A 15323-nucleotide genomic window follows, 5' to 3' on the forward strand; every position below is an offset into this window, starting at 1 on the left:
GGATCGTCCATACATGCCGTTACCAACAGAAGGAAATGCTGTGACCTCACAGAAGACCGCGGAATTTGGGTCCGCCGCCAGTTCCGTAAAGCCTATTGATTCGCACGCCCGATTCATCGTCGTGGGCGTGATCGTCGTCGGCTCGTTCATCGCGCTGCTCAACCAGACCGTCATGTCACCGGCCTTGCCGGCACTGATGCGTGATTTCAATATCACCACCGGCACCGTGCAGTGGGTGACCAGCGTCTACATGCTGGTCTCGGGCATCATGGTGCCGATTTCAGGCTATCTGATTGATAAATTCTCCACCCGAAAGCTCTTCGCCGGAGCTCTTGCCACTTTCATGGTCGGCACACTGCTGTGTGCCGTCGCACCGAATTTCATGCTGTTGCTCGTCGGACGCATACTGCAATCCGCCGGCTCCGGCGTGCTGTTGCCATTGGTCGCCGTAGTGCCGATGCTCGTCTATCCGCCGGATAAGCGCGGCACTGCCATGGGCATGGCCGGTATCGTCATGGCCGCCGGCCCGGCTATCGGCCCGGTTGTCGGTGGTCTGGTGATTGACAGTTTCGGATGGCGCCCGATGTTCATTGGCATCGCAGTTGTGGCACTGGTCATCCTTGTCGGAGGCACGATGATGCTCAAGAACGTCGGCGAGTTGAAGAACCCAAAGCTCAACATCCTGTCCGTGATCCTTTCGACCATCGCGTTCGGTGGCCTGCTCTATGGCTTCTCGTCTGCTTCCACGATGGGATGGACCAGTCCGGTCGTCATTATTTCAATCGTCGTTGGTCTTGTGGCCTTCGTCGCATTCGTATACAAGCAAGTCAAGCTCGATGAGCCATTGTTGCGCGTTGACACCCTTGCCACCCGCAACTTCCGCAACTCCGCGATTCTGGTCACTCTGATTAACGCCGCAGTCGCCGCAACCAACGTGACGTTGCCTATCTTCATCCAGAATGTACTCGGCCAATCCGCCACCGTCACCGGCATGGTCATGCTGCCCGCCGCGGCGGTCGGCATCATCCTGAGTCCGGTCGCCGGTGCCGCATTCGACAAATTCGGCCCGCGCGGCGTGGGCATCGGCGGCCTTGCGCTCATGACCATCTCTCTTGGTCTTCTCGGCACCATCAATACCAGGACATCAGTGCTGTTTGTCGCCGTGTTCTGCGCATTGCAGGCATCCGGTCAGGCTATCGCCAACATGCCGATCAACACTTGGGGCGTCAACGCTTTGCCGAACGACATGATCGCCCATGGCAACGCCATCGCCAACACCGGCCGCCAGATCGCGGCAGCCATTGCGACCTCGCTTCTGGTCACCGCAGAAACATCCGTGACCGCCTCGCACATGTCTCAGGGTGTGAAGTCCGCCACGGCCAGCGGCATCGCGTTCTCCTACCTGCTGTGCGCCGCCATCTCGCTGGTCGCCCTGATCATCTGCATCTTCACCGTCACCAGCCGTGCCAAGGAGAAGGCCGCACGCAACGCCAAGGCCTACGAGGCGCAAGCCTCCGCCGAAGTCGCGGTCGAAACCACTGAAGGCCAGCCCGCCGAGCATCACTACGCCGGCGCATACGTGGCCCCCGCCGCCTCCCTGTTCAAGCAGGCCCAGGAACAGTCCATCGGCGGAATCATGGACGATCAGCCCTACAGCTGCCTGGACAGCGATGACATCACGCATGTGGTGCACGAGTTCATCCGCCTCAACGTCTCCAGCCTTCCCGTGGTGAACGGCGATGGCAGGCTCGTCGGCTTCGTCAGCGACGGCGATGTCCTGAAAGCGATTGCCACCTATGAATCCCGTACGGTTCCCACCGGCACCGGTTCGACGATGGTGGTGTTCGACGACGAAACCGTGGCCTCCAAGGTGCAGGCGCTCTCCGGCAAGAAGGTGATGGATATCGCCACGCGTAAGGTCGTTGCCGCCACGCCCGACCAGCATGTTGGAGAGGTGGCCCGAATCCTCGCCAAGAAGCAGTTCAAGAAACTGCCGGTGGTGGATGGTGATGGCAGACTCGTCGGTGTGATCCGCCGTAAGTCCGTGATGGAACATGCCTTCGACGCGCTGTTCCCAAAGGATGATCGGTGATTCGGCGTCATCATCGCTGAATAGAATGAATGAAATATGAGGCTTCCCTTCTCGCGGGGAAGCCTCATTGCTTTGTCCGCGGAGTCTTACGGCACCTGCGCAAGGGCAACGTCACGCCTTCATGATGCACTATTGAATAGTGTGTTCCTATCGTTGCATGGTGACGCTAACGCATGGCGTCACGATACTGAAGCCTGCCATCTAACGGCGGGTACGGCTCGTTGCTGGAGTCGTGCACGCATACGCGCGTCGGCGTGCGTGGGATGTCCATTCAGGTTTTTCCCATCTTCGGACTCGTAAAATAGGCGAGGTTAACAAGACGAAGAACGATGACATCCGTCGATTCGCAAGGGGTGGACGCATATGGATTATCAGTATCAGGCCGTTGAACAGCCTTCCAATCCCCGCAAAACCTGGCCGATTGTCTTTTCCGTGGTCGTGGCGCTCACTGTGGCATGCAGCGCAGGAGCGTACGTCTACCACAACAAACGGCAGGAGGCGTTGGACACATGCCGGCAATCGCTTGCGGAATTCAGCTCGGCCCGTAAGGCCGTGCTCGACACATCCGAAAACGGTAGCGAGCTGCAGAAATTGATCCGTGGTGCGCTCGGCGTGAACGACATCATCGACGCGTTCGCGGACGCGGCTACCAGCGCAGAGAACACGGTCGATACGGAAGGCTGTAAGGCGGACGCCACCATCACGCAGCTCAATCTCATCGCCAAAACACTAGACAGCGCCACGGACTCCCTGAATAACAGCCTGAAGGACATCCGGGAGAAGAACGGCACGAATGCGCTGCAGGATTCGCGGAACGATTCGGATGGCACGACAACGAACGGACCATCCTCCAATACTCAGTCCAATACGTCATCGGGGCAATTGCTCGACGTTCCTTCGAACGGTTCTTCCGCCACGGAATCGTTGGATGAATCGAAGAAGGAACTGCAGCAGTCGCTCGACAAGGCGGACAAATTGGTCAACAAGCTTGGCAAGGACGAAACACTGACGTTGACTGGCCGTAAACTGCTGTCCGCATTGTCCAAAGCTGTGGATTCCGGTCAAAAACTCATTGAAAACAGCAATATCAAGGATTCCAAGTACTACAAGGCAGCCAAAGTCACGCTCGATGAGGCCATCGATGTGGCCGAGAATTGGGTGGACAGACAGGCGTCCAAAGCGCAATGACGATTCTCCCTCGTGTTGCTTCCATACGCATGTCTAAAGTTTCCCGGAAAAACGTCGACGATTATGACATCAGAGAATATGACGCCATGACGGATGGAAGCGTAAGAGGGGATACGAATGACGAAATCGGGGTGTGGGCCGTCGGGAAACCTCGCGTTTGCGAACCCGGTCGCCCGTCCATATCCTAGGCGATCGGGTTCGCAAGACCGATCAGAAGAACAGCGCTGAGACTCCGGCCGCAAAGCACATCAGCAGCACAGACGTGATGAAACTGGCTAGGAATGCCTTCTGCCCCTTCTTGGCGATGGCGCTGAAATTCACGTTGATGCCGAGCGCGGCCATGGCCATGCCGAGCACGATGTACGCGAAATCGACCAGATTCGGTGCGATGGCACCGATGAACGGCACGAACGTGCCGATGATGGAAGCGCCGATGAAACCGAGCATGAACCATGGGAACGACACTTTGCGTTTACCGTCCGCTGGCATTTCGGAATGGTTTTTATCCCACCAAACGGCGATGACGATGGCTGCGAACACCAGCATCAGCACTCGCGACAGTTTCATGATGGTTGCGATGTCCACCGCGCCGAACGCGTCGCCGGCCGCCACGGCATGGGCGATTTCGTGCAAGGAAGCTCCGGCGGTAATGCCCAGCTGTGTCTTACTCAAACCGGTCAATGGTCCAAGGGTGATTTCCAGTAACGCGAAGATGGTGCCCATGATGGCGATGATGGCCACGGCCATTACTTCGTTGTTGGCTTTTTCATCCTCTTTTTCCGGCGGTACTTTGATGGAGCCAGACAATCCCATGACGGCGGCCGCACCGCAAATGCCGGTGCCGCCCGCCACCAGAATGGCGAGTTGCGGGTCGACGCCAAATTTGCGGGCGATGGCGTAGCACACCACGATGGTGAGTGTCACGACCACGGCCGCGATGGGCAGACACTTGATGCCTTGGGTGAACAATACGGTCAGATTGAGCTTGAATCCGAGCAGAATGATTCCCAGACGCAACAGTTTATTGGAAATAAGTCCTGCTGCGTCCTTCACGCCGGACCTGTGTTCCACGGAACGGCTGGAATACCATTTGCGAATCGGAAACTGGACCGCCATGCCGATGAGCAATGCGATGATCAGCGCGCCGAACAGACTGAATCCCGGAAACTGTTTAAGCCACGAAGCCACTAGTGAGGCGGCCAAAGTGACGATGCTGACGAAAACCATTTCCTTGGTGGCTATGCGAGCCCACCATGTTTTGCAAAAATCAATCACGTGTCTCAAGTGTTCCGGCCGGTTCGGACATCGGTATGGTGCAGAAAGCGATAACTTCAGCGCCGTGCCAACGATACTGAAATCCAATGCGCGATCGGCAGCAGGTACAGGAACACTGCCAATGTCAGACTGGACGTGGGCGCTCCCACCGAAGCGAGCGGCACCGCTCCGGCGATGGACCATGGAATCAGCGGAGCCACCACCACGGCGGTATCCTCCAGATTGATGGCCTTGCGATGCTCGTCGGACTCCAGATGGTCGCATAGCTGATTTGTCAGCATGATCGACAACGTTTGATTGCAGGCGACGGCACTCGCTACGAGAGACGTTACCAGCGTGGCGCCGAATACGCTGATATGCCGGGCAAGCGATGCGACCATCCGATGCGCGCCATCCAGCAGTTCCGTCTCTTGGAAAATGCCGGAATATGACGATGAAATGCATACGATCAGCATCACTTTGACCATTGAAACGATTCCGCCACCATCGATCAGCGGTGCGACGCGCGCGTCAGCACAGTGGAATCCGAATACCAGTGCGTGGCCAATCGCGGTCCAATCCATATGTTGTACTGCAACGCAAATCGGCAATGCAGTCAGTATGCTGGCGGTCATGGTGATGCGCACGTCAACCCTGGCGATCGCCAGCGCGACCAACACCACTGCGGGCAGGACGGTGACCCAATCAAGATCGAACGCGTTGGAAAACAGTCCGGCAATGTCAATGGAGCTGTTGGAAGGATGCGTGCACAGCGTCAATGCCGCATACACTGCGCACGTCAGCACGAACGGTACCGCGGCGGTTTTCAACATCAGTCGGATATTGTCGAAAATGTTCGTGCGCGTCAGCGTTTTGACCAATTGGGCGCTGGTGGATACGGGGGAGCAGCGGTCACCGAAATAGATGCCGGACAGTATCGCTCCACCGAGGAACACCGGTGGAACCTGCATGGAAGTGCCCAACGTCATCGTGATCACACCCATCGTCGCGGCCGAAGCGAACGATGATCCGGTCAGCAGAGACATCAGACAGTTGAGTAGGAACGTGAGTAGGACCACCACATGAGGATGCACCAGACCTGCCGTATTCGTCACAATGAACGACACAGTGCCTGCGGCGCGCCACAGGGTGGTCAGCAGGCCGATCAGAACGAACGTTACTACCACGATGCTGGCTGCACGCATGGTCGCGAAACCTTTGGAAATCATGGCGGTGAACGTATGCCCGGTAAGACGCCCATGAGCTAGGAAGATCACCACGCCGGCCAACAACGCCGGAATAATGGAAATGCCGGCGATAATGCAGACGATCAACGCACCACAGAACAACGCCATTGTGATGAGCTCGGCCATGGATACACGTCCTTCCTTCATAGGTGCCATGCGAAACACCGCACCAGTGAACCCGATTGGCATGGTTGATGCGTGGACTGTTTCGATATATGACTATCGGTGTGGCATGTGGCCGTTGCGCTGCGTCGGTTTGCTTCAAGCTGACTTGAAGTTGGTAATCTGGCTCTGGAAGCAAAATCGAACAGAATAAGGAGAATTCATGGCTGATTTCGAAGCAAGGAAGCTGGACGAATTGGATCATCGCACTGATGATGCCTCCGCGCCCGAAGTGTTCTTCACATCTGTGATCACGCCGGAAAGCCTGATCGGAGCCTATCATGCGCTCGGACGCAAGCCTCAAGGCAACGTGGCCATTAAAATCCATTCCGGCGAATCGGCGAAATCCAATAACCTCAATCCGGCGCTCGTCAAGGATCTCGTGCAGGAGATCGGCGGCACGCTCGTCGAATGTGCGACCGCATACGATGGCAATCGCGAAACGCCTGAGAAAAGCCTTGCCGTGTTCAAGGAACGTGGATACGCGGATATCGCGCCGATCCAAATCATGGACATGGGCGGTGAAATCGAAATTCCGGTAGCCAAGCACCGTCATATCGCCTATGACATCGTCGGCAAACATATCGACGACTATGATTCCATCTTCGTGCTCTCGCATTTCAAGGGGCATCCGATGGGCGGCTTCGGCGGCGCGCTCAAAAACGTGTCAATCGGCATCGCATCGTCGAACGGCAAACGCTGGATCCATTCCGCGGGCGTGGCCACCGACCACTGGGTGGAAACCGCCCAAGATGACTTCCTCGAATCGATGGCCGAAGCCGACGAGGCGGTGATCAGCCACATGCATGGCAACATGATGTATCTGAACGTCATGAACCGCCTATCCGTGGACTGCGACTGCATCCCCACCCCATCCGAACCGGACATGCACGATATCGGCGTGTTGTCATCGCTTGACCCGGTGGCGCTCGATCAGGCATGCGTGGACCTTATCCACGTTGCCCCCGACGGAGCTTCCGTCACCGAACGCATCGCTTCCCGCCACGGCGAACACACGCTCGAATACGCCGAAGAACTCGGCATCGGCTCACGCTCGTACCGTCTGACCGTGCTCGACTGACAGTGTCCGTAATGACCACGAAACCGGCGGGAACAGGCGGTGTCGTAATCGCCCATATTGAAGCGCTGCTTGCCGAACGCGACCATGTGCTCGTTGCGATAGACGGGCCATGCGCATCCGGCAAAACCATGCTCGCCGCAACCGTCAACAAGCGTTTCGGCGGCAACGTGCTGCATATGGACGATTTTTTTCTACGTCCCGAGCAGCGCACGCCGGAACGATTCGCGCAACCCGGCGGGAACGTGGACCGCGAACGGTTCGAAACGGAAGTATTGGCTCCGCTTTTCGCCGGAAAAACCGTGCAATACCGTCCATGGGATTGTCATTCGGGCGATTTCGCGGTCTCTCGTACCGTCGAACCGGCTCGGTTGACCATCGTGGAAGGCAGCTACAGCATGCATCCCGATCTGCGCGGGTACTACGATTGCATGATCTGTCTTGCGATTACGCCTGCTGAGCAACTGCGTCGGCTTGAGCAACGTAATCCGCGCATGCTGCGACGTTTCGTCGACGAGTGGATTCCGTTGGAAAACCGTTATTTCGAAGAGACCGGAACCGAATCGGCTGCCGACATGATCGTCGACACTGCATTGCCGGATAACGTATGACGACCATTGAAGAGAAGAAAACAAAAGGAGAATGAATATGTCTGATTCTGCAACTATGTCCGTGCGCGCTTTGCATCGTACCGAACTGCCGAAGCTGAGCCTGAGCACCAAAGCCGCGGCCACCGTGTTGGCCATTGTGGCCGCGGTCGCATTGCCGCAGCTGTTCCATGTCATCGGTGCCGTTTCCGGGCAGGGCACCATGCTTGGCGTAGCATTTCTGCCGATGCATCTGCCGATCATCTTTGTCGGCCTGATTGCCGGTCCTGCCGTCGGCGCCATCGCCGGAGCCGCCGCGCCGCTCGCCAGCTTCCTGCTGTCCGGCATGCCGATGCTGGCGATGCTGCCGCTGATGATGGTGGAATTGTGCGCGTATGGTCTTGTGGCCGGTCTGCTGCGCGAAGTCAAGCTGCCGAGTCTTGCGAAGGTGGTCATCGCCCAGCTGGCCGGCCGTGTGGTGCTGACCGCGGCCACTGCGATCGCTGTGTTCGCGTTCGGCTCAAGCAAGGCGGTCGCCGCAACATGGACGAGCGACCTGGCCGCCGGTCTGCCGGGACTCGCCTTGCAGTGGGCGCTGATCCCGCTCGCCGCCTACTGGACCGAGTCGCTGATTGCCAAGCGCAATCACTGAACAACGATAGTTCAAACGCGGCAGTCAGCCACGTTCTGAACAAAACCGATATTTTCGGGAGCCAAGCCATTACGCTTGGCTCCCGTTGTCATATCAGTCGGGAAATCGGGAGAAACGGTCATGATCGCGGGAGTGTCCATCACCACATTGCTGCTGGTGCTCGCAGCCGGCATCGGGGCGGGATTCGTTGGATACGCGGTCGGCGCATCCTCGCTGATATCCTATCCGGCGTTGCTGGCGTTCGGCATTCCGCCTGTGCTGTCCAACACCACGAACACGGTGGGCGTGTGCGGTACGGGCATCGGCGGACTGCTTTCCGCCCGAAAGGAGCTCAAAGGCCAAGGCGTGCGCGTGGCCGTCTACGCCTGCATCGGATTGGTCGGTGGCATTATCGGCGGACTGTTGCTGCTGGAACTGCCGGCAGAAGTGTTCGAATGCGCGGTGCCGCCGCTGATCCTGTTCAGCGCGATCATCATCGCACTCAATCCACGGAAGAAGGCGGCCGCGCGAGACGCCGTGGCGCAGGCGCTGCCGCAATCGCATCAAGGCGAACGAGCCGCGCGGATCGCCAGCAAAACCGCAAGCGGCACGTTGCGCAACGATCCGTGGTGGCTATGGCTTGGCGTAAGTTTTGTCGGCATTTATTCCGGCTATTTCGGTGCCGCAGCAGGTACGCTTGCCTTGGCGATTCTCGACTTGGGTAAGATCGGCCCGTTCCACCAGATCAACGCGCTGAAGACGGTAGTCGGGTTCGGTGCGAACATTTCCGCCGCAATCATGTTCATCATCCGTGGTTCCGTCGATTGGCCGTTCGCCATCATGATGTGCCTCGGTTGCACGATCGGCAGTGCGATCGCACCACCCGTCACCCGCCATATTCCGGAGAACATCATGCGCGCCGCCGCTGTGCTCACCGGCATCATCCTCGCCGTCAAGCTCGGCTGGTCCACCTACCTGTGACATGCGCTGTACATTGATTCGCAAGGTGAAGTCCCGCTGGAAGAACCGGTTTCTCCAGCGGATTTCTTTTTCTAGCTGCCTTGCGATTGAAGGACCTGCGAGCCGTCCATCGGTATCTCGCAAAACAGCATCGTGTCAGATAAGCGTCGACAGCGCTCGCATGACGATGTCCACGTCCTTGTTTTCCAATTCGCGAATGACATGCAGATAGGTTTCCTGTGTTGTGGTCATGCTGGCGTGGCCGAGGCGGCGCGACACGCTGGCGATCGATACGCCGGCGAACAGCAGCAGTGATGCGTGCGTATGCCGCAATCCGTGGATGGAAATGACTGGCACATCCACGTTCTTGCAATGTCTGGCAAGCACGTCGTTGGCTGTGGAATTGTAGACTTTGCCGTGCACGAAGATGGGTTTGTCATGCGGAAGATTCTTGAGCAGTCCGGAAAGCTGCATGATGAGCTGCCAGTCAAGCTGCACTTTGCGCACGGAGGATTCGTTTTTCGTGGGTACAAAACCGCCGCCGTTTTTGTAATCCCAGGTTTTGCTGACGGAAAGCGTTTGGTGGGCGAAATCGAAGTCGTCGGGCGTGAGCCCAAGCGCTTCGGAGAAGCGGAGTCCGGTTTTCGCGATGAGGAGAATGAGCCAATCCCAACTTGCCTCATCGCCAAGATCAAGATCAGCGAGCATAGCGTGCAGCTCGAATTGGTTGAGATACTTCATTTTTTTGATGCGTGGCTGCTTGCCTTTGATAATGACTTTGCGTGTCGGATCACGGGGAATGAGTCCTTCATCAACGGCATCGAGAATGGCGCCTTTGATCTGGTGATGAAAATCCATGGTGGTCTGGCGCTCATGATGCTGCGCGTAACCGTTAATGAGCTGCTGATAGGCGGTGCGATCCATATCGGCAAGTCTTAGTTCAGGGATGAGTTTGCCGATCCAAGATTGTGTGAGTCGATATTTACCCATGGTCACGTCTCTGATGGCACCTTCCTTATACGTTCTCACCCACTGGGCGTAGTAGTCGCAAAACAGCGATTCCGAAGTGATGTTTTCCTGCATAGTGTGCACCTTTCTAAAAAGATGGGGGATAAGGTGCAGCCATCATACTTACGCTGATGAAGGGTGATGAGCGAGTCCAGACAGTCGAAGAACGCGCCGATTTGGCGCTGCTCTGGTAAAGACGGAACGAGAATTTCCTGCTCAAGGAAGTCCTTTACAACTAATTCGTTCATCATAGTGCCACTTTTTGTGGAATTCACAAGAATTGGCCGCATAACTTCCTCGCTGTGAATAAAGTACTTCCAGAATGAGTACTCCTGTTCAACAATTGGTCGCAAGCAAGTGAATCTTGGTGACATAATGCCGTTTCCAGCATCATTAAGCACGAACCTTCCATAAGCAAATTCTTTGTTAGCATGTCCTTCAAATGCGATATCGCCTAATCGAAGCCGCTTGTAGCTCGGCAAGGAAGATTCATCAGCTCCGTTGCCTGTAGAGTTAAACGTCATTGAAGCAACGGATAAGGTTCGTTCAGATCCTAAACCATCAGTATTTCGCTCATCATTTTTCTGATATAGCTCACCCAGCTTACGCTGTTCCCAAGCGGGGGCGCGGTATTCTTATGGAAGATGTGCAGTCACTCGTGGAGCCGTGCATTGGTTTGCCGGTACCGCAATGAGGAGGGATAGATGAATAAGCAGCAGCTCGCTTCGAAGATTTGGGAATCCGCCAATAAGATGCGTTCCAAGATCGAGGCGAACGAATACAAGGATTACATTCTTGGCTTCATTTTCTATAAATTCCTTTCGGAAAACGAGCTGATGCGCTTGAAGGCCAACGATTTCACCGAGGATGACCTGCCACAACTTACGGAGGATAATCCGGACATTGTGGAAGGCGTACAGGATGAGTGTGGCTATTTCATCGCCTATGACAACCTGTTTTCCACATGGATCAAAAAGGGCAACGATTTCGAGATTTCCAACGTGCGTGATGCGCTTTCGGCGTTCTCCCGCAACATCAATCCGGCGCGTAAGAGAGTGTTCGACGGTATTTTCGACACGTTGCAGACCGGGCTTTCCAAACTTGGCACCGACGCGAGAAGCCAGTCCAAGGCCGCGCGAGATTTGATTTACCTCATTAAAGACATTCCGATGGATGGTCGTCAGGATTATGACGTTCTCGGCTTCATCTACGAATATCTCATCAGCAATTTCGCCGCCAATGCGGGGAAGAAGGCCGGCGAATTCTACACACCTTCTGAGGTTTCCCAGCTGATGAGCGAAATCGTCGCCTGGCATTTGCAGGGGCGCGAGCAGATCAAGATCTACGATCCGACATCCGGCTCCGGTTCCTTGTTGATTCATATCGGTCAGGCGGTGGCTCGACGTAACGGCAATCCGGATTCCATCATGTATTACGCGCAGGAGCTCAAGGAGAACACCTACAACCTCACGCGTATGAATCTGGTGATGCGTGGCATTCTTCCCGACAACATCGTTGCCCGCAACGGCGACACTCTGGAGGACGACTGGCCGTGGTTCGACACGTTGGAGAACAAGGAGGAAACGTACAATCCGCTGTTCGTGGATGCGGTGGTCTCCAACCCACCCTATTCGCAGAATTGGGATCCCACTGACAAGGAGATCGATCCGCGTTTCAGCTATGGCATAGCTCCGAAGTCCAGGGCAGATTATGCTTTCCTGCTCCACGACTTGTACCATCTGCGTGCCGATGGCATCATGACCATCGTTCTGCCGCATGGCGTGCTGTTCCGCGGCGGAGAGGAAGGTCAGATTCGTAAGAATCTGATCGAGAACCGTCATATTCAGGCGATTATTGGTCTACCTGCGAATATTTTCTTTGGTACGGGTATCCCCACCATCGTGATGGTGTTGCGCAAAAAACGTGACGACGACAGGGTGCTCATCGTTGATGCGTCGAAACATTTCATCAAGGACGGCAAGAACAACAAGCTACAGGCTTCTGATATCAAACGCATTGTCGATGTGGTGTCGAACAATCGCACGGTACCCAAGTTCAGCCGTCTGGTGTCCATCGATGAGATTCGCGCCAACGATTACAACCTCAACATTCCGCGTTATGTCGATTCATCCGAGGATGCGGAAATGTGGGATGTGTACGCTTCGATGTTCGGTGGCGTTCCGAAGAGTGAGGTTGAGCAGCTTGAGGAATATTGGAACGCTTGGCCGAGTTTGAAGGCTGAACTGTTCCGTGATAATGGTGCCTGCTATGCCTGCGATCACGATGATATCGCCACTGTGGTGCGCAACAATGCCGACGTACAGGCGTTCATTGCCTCGTATGGGCAAGCCATTTCCGGCCTGCCTGCTGACCTGCGCTCCCGTTTGGTGGCGCATCCTGAACAGGTGGATGCGCTCGGGCAGGAAACGGCCATCGGCAAGGAATTGGATGCGATGGTTGCCGATACCGCGCTGATCGATCCGTATGACGCCTATCAGAAACTTGATGATGCGTGGAACGGCATCTCCATTGATCTGGAAGTGTTAGGTTCCGAAGGTTTCGATGCGGTAAGAGCCGTGGATCCGAACATGGTCGTCAAGAAGAAGGCCGGCAAGGATGTGGAAGTGCAGGATGGCTGGATTGGCCGCGTTCTGCCGTTCGACCTGGTTCAGCGCGAGCTGCTGCACGATGATTTGGCCGCAATCGAGACGGACGAACGCCGTGTGCAGGACATCGATTCCGAGGTTGAAACCATTTTGGAAGGTTTCGATGAGGATGACAAGCAGAACAGCGATGCAATCAATCAGGACGGTGACGCCTTCGTTGCCGCCGAGCTGAAGAAAGCGGTCAAGGCGATCGGCAAGAATCCGTCCTCCGATTTCGAGCGTGGCTTGGTGCAGTCCCAGAAACTGTTTGATGAGGCGAAGAAGCTGAAGTCCGGCATCAAGACCAAGCGAAACGCGTTGGAGGAGAAGACCTACAACACGATTAAGGCATTGAGTGACGAGGAAGCCAGAAGGTTGCTGGAAGCCAAGTGGATTACGCCATTGCAGAAGCAGTTGGAAGAACTGCCGAATGCCGTGATCGACGAGCTCATTGGCAAAGTGAACGCGTTGAAGAACAAGTACGCCACCACATATGCCGATGTATGCGGCCAAATCGATGAAGCGGAGAAGGAATTGGCCGGAATGCTGGGCGATTTGACCGGCAATGCTCGCGACATGGCGGGTCTGGAAGAGCTCAAAGCACTGCTCGGGGGTGAATGATATGGCCGAACAGCATGGAAAAGCGTTGGTTCCGCAGATTCGTTTTGCTGGTTTCACTGACCCTTGGGAACAGCGTAAGCTGGGGGAAGTTGCGCATTTCATCAACGGTAGAGCATATTCGCAAAATGAGCTCCTCTCCTCTGGGAAATATCCTGTTCTTCGGGTCGGGAATTTCTACACAAATGATTCCTGGTACTATTCAAATCTTGAGTTAGAAGATAAGAACTATGCTTATGAAGGTGATTTGCTGTATACATGGTCAGCAACTTTCGGTCCGCACATTTGGCATGGCAACAAGGTTATCTACCATTATCATATTTGGAAAGTGCAGCTAGAAGCAGCTCTTGAGAAACTATTTGCATTTCAACTTTTGGAGCGAGACAAGGAACGAATTCTATCTGACAAAAATGGCTCTACGATGGTGCATATCACCAAAACAGGAATCGAAAATACGAGCGTGTTAATGCCTTGTTCGGTTGAAGAACAGCGCCGAATCGGCGCGTTCTTCGACCGTCTGGACTCCCTCATCACCCTTCATCAGCGTAAGTATGACAAGCTCTGCGTGCTGAAAAAATCCATGCTCGACAAGATGTTCCCTAAAGGGGGTTCCCTGTATCCGGAGATTCGTTTCGCTGGTTTCACTGACCCTTGGGAACAGCGTAAGCTGGGTGAACTGTTCGAGGAGAGTGATGAACGAGCTTCCGATAGAGAGATTTTGTCTGTCAGCGTAGCCAACGGGATATACCCAGCATCTGAGTCCGATAGGGAGACGAATCCTGGCGCGAGTCTCGCGAACTACAAAATAGTGCATTTCGGAGATGTCGTTTACAACAGTATGCGCATGTGGCAGGGGGCTGTAGATGCAAGTCGGTACGACGGCATCGTAAGCCCCGCATATGTAGTAGCAAGGCCCAATTCCGAGGTTTATGCACGATTCTTTGCGCGCCTTCTTAGGCAACCGATGTTGCTAAAACAGTATCAACAGGTTTCGCAGGGCAATTCCAAGGACACTCAAGTTTTGAAATTCGATGACTTTGCTTCAATCGGAATTTCTATGCCTGCCTCAGAAAACGAGCAGCGCCAAATCGGCGGGTTCTTCGACCGTCTGGACTCCCTCATCACCCTTCATCAGCGTAAGCTCGAATTACTCCGGAATATCAAGAAATCCATGCTTGACAAGATGTTCGTATAGGGGTGTTCATGGCAATAATCACGCTATTTCACGGTTCCCCGCACGAGTCAGTGACCCCCGAATACGGTTTAGGTAACGACAAACACGACTATGGCCGTGGTTTCTATCTGACTAAAAGTGTCGAGCTCGCCAAGGAATGGGCCGTGTGCAGGCCGGATGAGTCCAATGGCTGGGTCCACCAGTACGAACTGGACACGAATGGGCTGCGCATCCTGGATTTTCAGGAACATAACGTGCTTGCCTGGCTGGCCGAGCTGATGAAGCATCGTGATGCCGCCGATTCCAAACGTTATCGCGTGCTTGCCGCGAAGTTCATCGCCAAATACGGCATTGAAACCAGCAGTTATGACATCATCAAAGGTTGGCGTGCGAACGCCTCGTACTTCTACATCGCTAAAGAATTCGTTCGAGATAATGTGGACGTCGATATCTTGGAGGAACTGCTGTCGCTTGGCGGACTGGGCATCCAATATTGCATCAAAAGCGAAAAGGCATATGGGCAACTGCGAGAAGTCAAAGATGGCTTACTTTCCGTCAGCTATAGCGAATTCAACGACAAATACAATCAGAGGGATGTTGAGGCACGGCAGAACATGCGTGATCTTATCGATTCCGATGCCAATACGGTGACCAACGTGTTCAGCACGTTGCTCTAGGG

Annotated in this window: 13 protein-coding genes; 9 read left to right on the forward strand and 4 right to left on the reverse strand. The window is 55.1% G+C overall.

Features of this window, described 5'->3' with window-relative positions:
• Positions 1-40: 40 nt before the first annotated feature.
• Together BBPC_RS03460 and BBPC_RS03465 are read left to right on the forward strand one after the other, a co-directional pair.
• On the forward strand, positions 41-2092 hold the full coding sequence (locus tag BBPC_RS03460) for an MDR family MFS transporter (protein WP_033524293.1): 2052 nt from the start codon (positions 41-43) through the stop codon (positions 2090-2092).
• Positions 2093-2455: 363 nt separating this feature from the next.
• The gene (locus BBPC_RS03465; protein ID WP_004223817.1) at positions 2456-3280 is read left to right on the forward strand and encodes a hypothetical protein; all 825 of its coding nucleotides are present in this window, start codon (positions 2456-2458) and stop codon (positions 3278-3280) included.
• Positions 3281-3490: 210 nt separating this feature from the next.
• Here the strand turns inward: BBPC_RS03465 and BBPC_RS03470 are convergent, their stop codons facing one another.
• Complete coding sequence (locus BBPC_RS03470; RefSeq protein WP_004223820.1) at positions 3491-4507, reverse strand: YeiH family protein; 1017 nt, start codon at positions 4505-4507, stop codon at positions 3491-3493.
• A 104-nt stretch (positions 4508-4611) separates the two neighbouring features.
• A complete protein-coding gene (locus tag BBPC_RS03475) occupies positions 4612-5907 on the reverse strand; it encodes a Na+/H+ antiporter NhaC family protein (RefSeq protein WP_033524295.1) in 1296 nt (431 codons plus the stop codon).
• Positions 5908-6106: 199 nt separating this feature from the next.
• On the opposite strand from BBPC_RS03475, the gene BBPC_RS03480 reads away from it, so the two are divergent.
• The 4 genes from BBPC_RS03480 (at position 6107) to BBPC_RS03495 (ending at position 9220) form a co-directional block, all read left to right on the forward strand.
• Positions 6107-7024 carry a DUF362 domain-containing protein gene (locus BBPC_RS03480; protein ID WP_004223830.1) on the forward strand — a complete coding sequence of 306 codons (918 nt, stop codon included), beginning with the start codon at positions 6107-6109 and terminating at the stop codon, positions 7022-7024.
• An 11-nt stretch (positions 7025-7035) separates the two neighbouring features.
• On the forward strand, positions 7036-7632 hold the full coding sequence (locus tag BBPC_RS03485) for a uridine kinase family protein (protein WP_004223832.1): 597 nt from the start codon (positions 7036-7038) through the stop codon (positions 7630-7632).
• Between the two features lie 37 nt (positions 7633-7669).
• On the forward strand, positions 7670-8260 hold the full coding sequence (locus BBPC_RS03490; protein ID WP_033524296.1) for an ECF transporter S component: 591 nt from the start codon (positions 7670-7672) through the stop codon (positions 8258-8260).
• Between the two features lie 120 nt (positions 8261-8380).
• On the forward strand, positions 8381-9220 hold the full coding sequence (locus BBPC_RS03495; protein ID WP_004223839.1) for a sulfite exporter TauE/SafE family protein: 840 nt from the start codon (positions 8381-8383) through the stop codon (positions 9218-9220).
• Positions 9221-9355: 135 nt separating this feature from the next.
• On the opposite strand, the gene BBPC_RS03500 is transcribed toward BBPC_RS03495, so the two are convergent.
• Entirely contained in the window at positions 9356-10282 is a 927-nt protein-coding gene (locus BBPC_RS03500) for a site-specific integrase (protein ID WP_004223842.1), read from the reverse strand.
• Positions 10225-10731, reverse strand: coding sequence for a restriction endonuclease subunit S (locus BBPC_RS09545; protein ID WP_155114918.1), 507 nt, complete (start codon positions 10729-10731; stop codon positions 10225-10227). Before BBPC_RS09545 ends, BBPC_RS03500 begins: the two co-directional genes overlap by 58 nt.
• A 180-nt stretch (positions 10732-10911) precedes the next feature.
• On the opposite strand from BBPC_RS09545, the gene BBPC_RS03505 reads away from it, so the two are divergent.
• From BBPC_RS03505 to BBPC_RS03520, 3 genes are read left to right on the forward strand one after another with little or no spacing between them, the layout of a single operon-like run.
• Positions 10912-13473 (forward strand): type I restriction-modification system subunit M, encoded by a 2562-nt coding sequence (locus BBPC_RS03505; RefSeq protein WP_004221473.1) that lies wholly within the window; start codon positions 10912-10914, stop codon positions 13471-13473.
• A 1-nt stretch (position 13474) separates the two neighbouring features.
• Entirely contained in the window at positions 13475-14665 is a 1191-nt protein-coding gene (locus BBPC_RS09550; RefSeq protein WP_155403261.1) for a restriction endonuclease subunit S, read from the forward strand.
• Between the two features lie 8 nt (positions 14666-14673).
• Positions 14674-15321 carry a DUF3990 domain-containing protein gene (locus tag BBPC_RS03520; RefSeq protein WP_004221469.1) on the forward strand — a complete coding sequence of 216 codons (648 nt, stop codon included), beginning with the start codon at positions 14674-14676 and terminating at the stop codon, positions 15319-15321.
• Positions 15322-15323: the final 2 nt, after the last annotated feature.

It is taken from the genome of Bifidobacterium pseudocatenulatum DSM 20438 = JCM 1200 = LMG 10505 (assembly GCF_001025215.1).
GTDB classification, from domain to species: domain Bacteria; phylum Actinomycetota; class Actinomycetes; order Actinomycetales; family Bifidobacteriaceae; genus Bifidobacterium; species Bifidobacterium pseudocatenulatum.

Bases quoted from the DNA above. Each gene is read 5' to 3' on its own strand.
- BBPC_RS09550 (WP_155403261.1), top strand. From the start codon at position 13,475: ATGGCCGAACAGCATGGAAAAGCGTTGGTTCCGCAGATTCGTTTTGCT.
- BBPC_RS03505 (WP_004221473.1), top strand. From the start codon at position 10,912: ATGAATAAGCAGCAGCTCGCTTCGAAGATTTGGGAATCCGCCAATAAG.
- BBPC_RS03495 (WP_004223839.1), top strand. From the start codon at position 8,381: ATGATCGCGGGAGTGTCCATCACCACATTGCTGCTGGTGCTCGCAGCC.
- BBPC_RS03480 (WP_004223830.1), top strand. From the start codon at position 6,107: ATGGCTGATTTCGAAGCAAGGAAGCTGGACGAATTGGATCATCGCACT.
- BBPC_RS03465 (WP_004223817.1), top strand. From the start codon at position 2,456: ATGGATTATCAGTATCAGGCCGTTGAACAGCCTTCCAATCCCCGCAAA.
- BBPC_RS03500 (WP_004223842.1), bottom strand. From the start codon at position 10,282: ATGCAGGAAAACATCACTTCGGAATCGCTGTTTTGCGACTACTACGCC.
- BBPC_RS03490 (WP_033524296.1), top strand. From the start codon at position 7,670: ATGTCTGATTCTGCAACTATGTCCGTGCGCGCTTTGCATCGTACCGAA.
- BBPC_RS09545 (WP_155114918.1), bottom strand. From the start codon at position 10,731: ATGACGTTTAACTCTACAGGCAACGGAGCTGATGAATCTTCCTTGCCG.
- BBPC_RS03475 (WP_033524295.1), bottom strand. From the start codon at position 5,907: ATGGCCGAGCTCATCACAATGGCGTTGTTCTGTGGTGCGTTGATCGTC.
- BBPC_RS03485 (WP_004223832.1), top strand. From the start codon at position 7,036: ATGACCACGAAACCGGCGGGAACAGGCGGTGTCGTAATCGCCCATATT.
- BBPC_RS03520 (WP_004221469.1), top strand. From the start codon at position 14,674: ATGGCAATAATCACGCTATTTCACGGTTCCCCGCACGAGTCAGTGACC.
- BBPC_RS03470 (WP_004223820.1), bottom strand. From the start codon at position 4,507: ATGGTTTTCGTCAGCATCGTCACTTTGGCCGCCTCACTAGTGGCTTCG.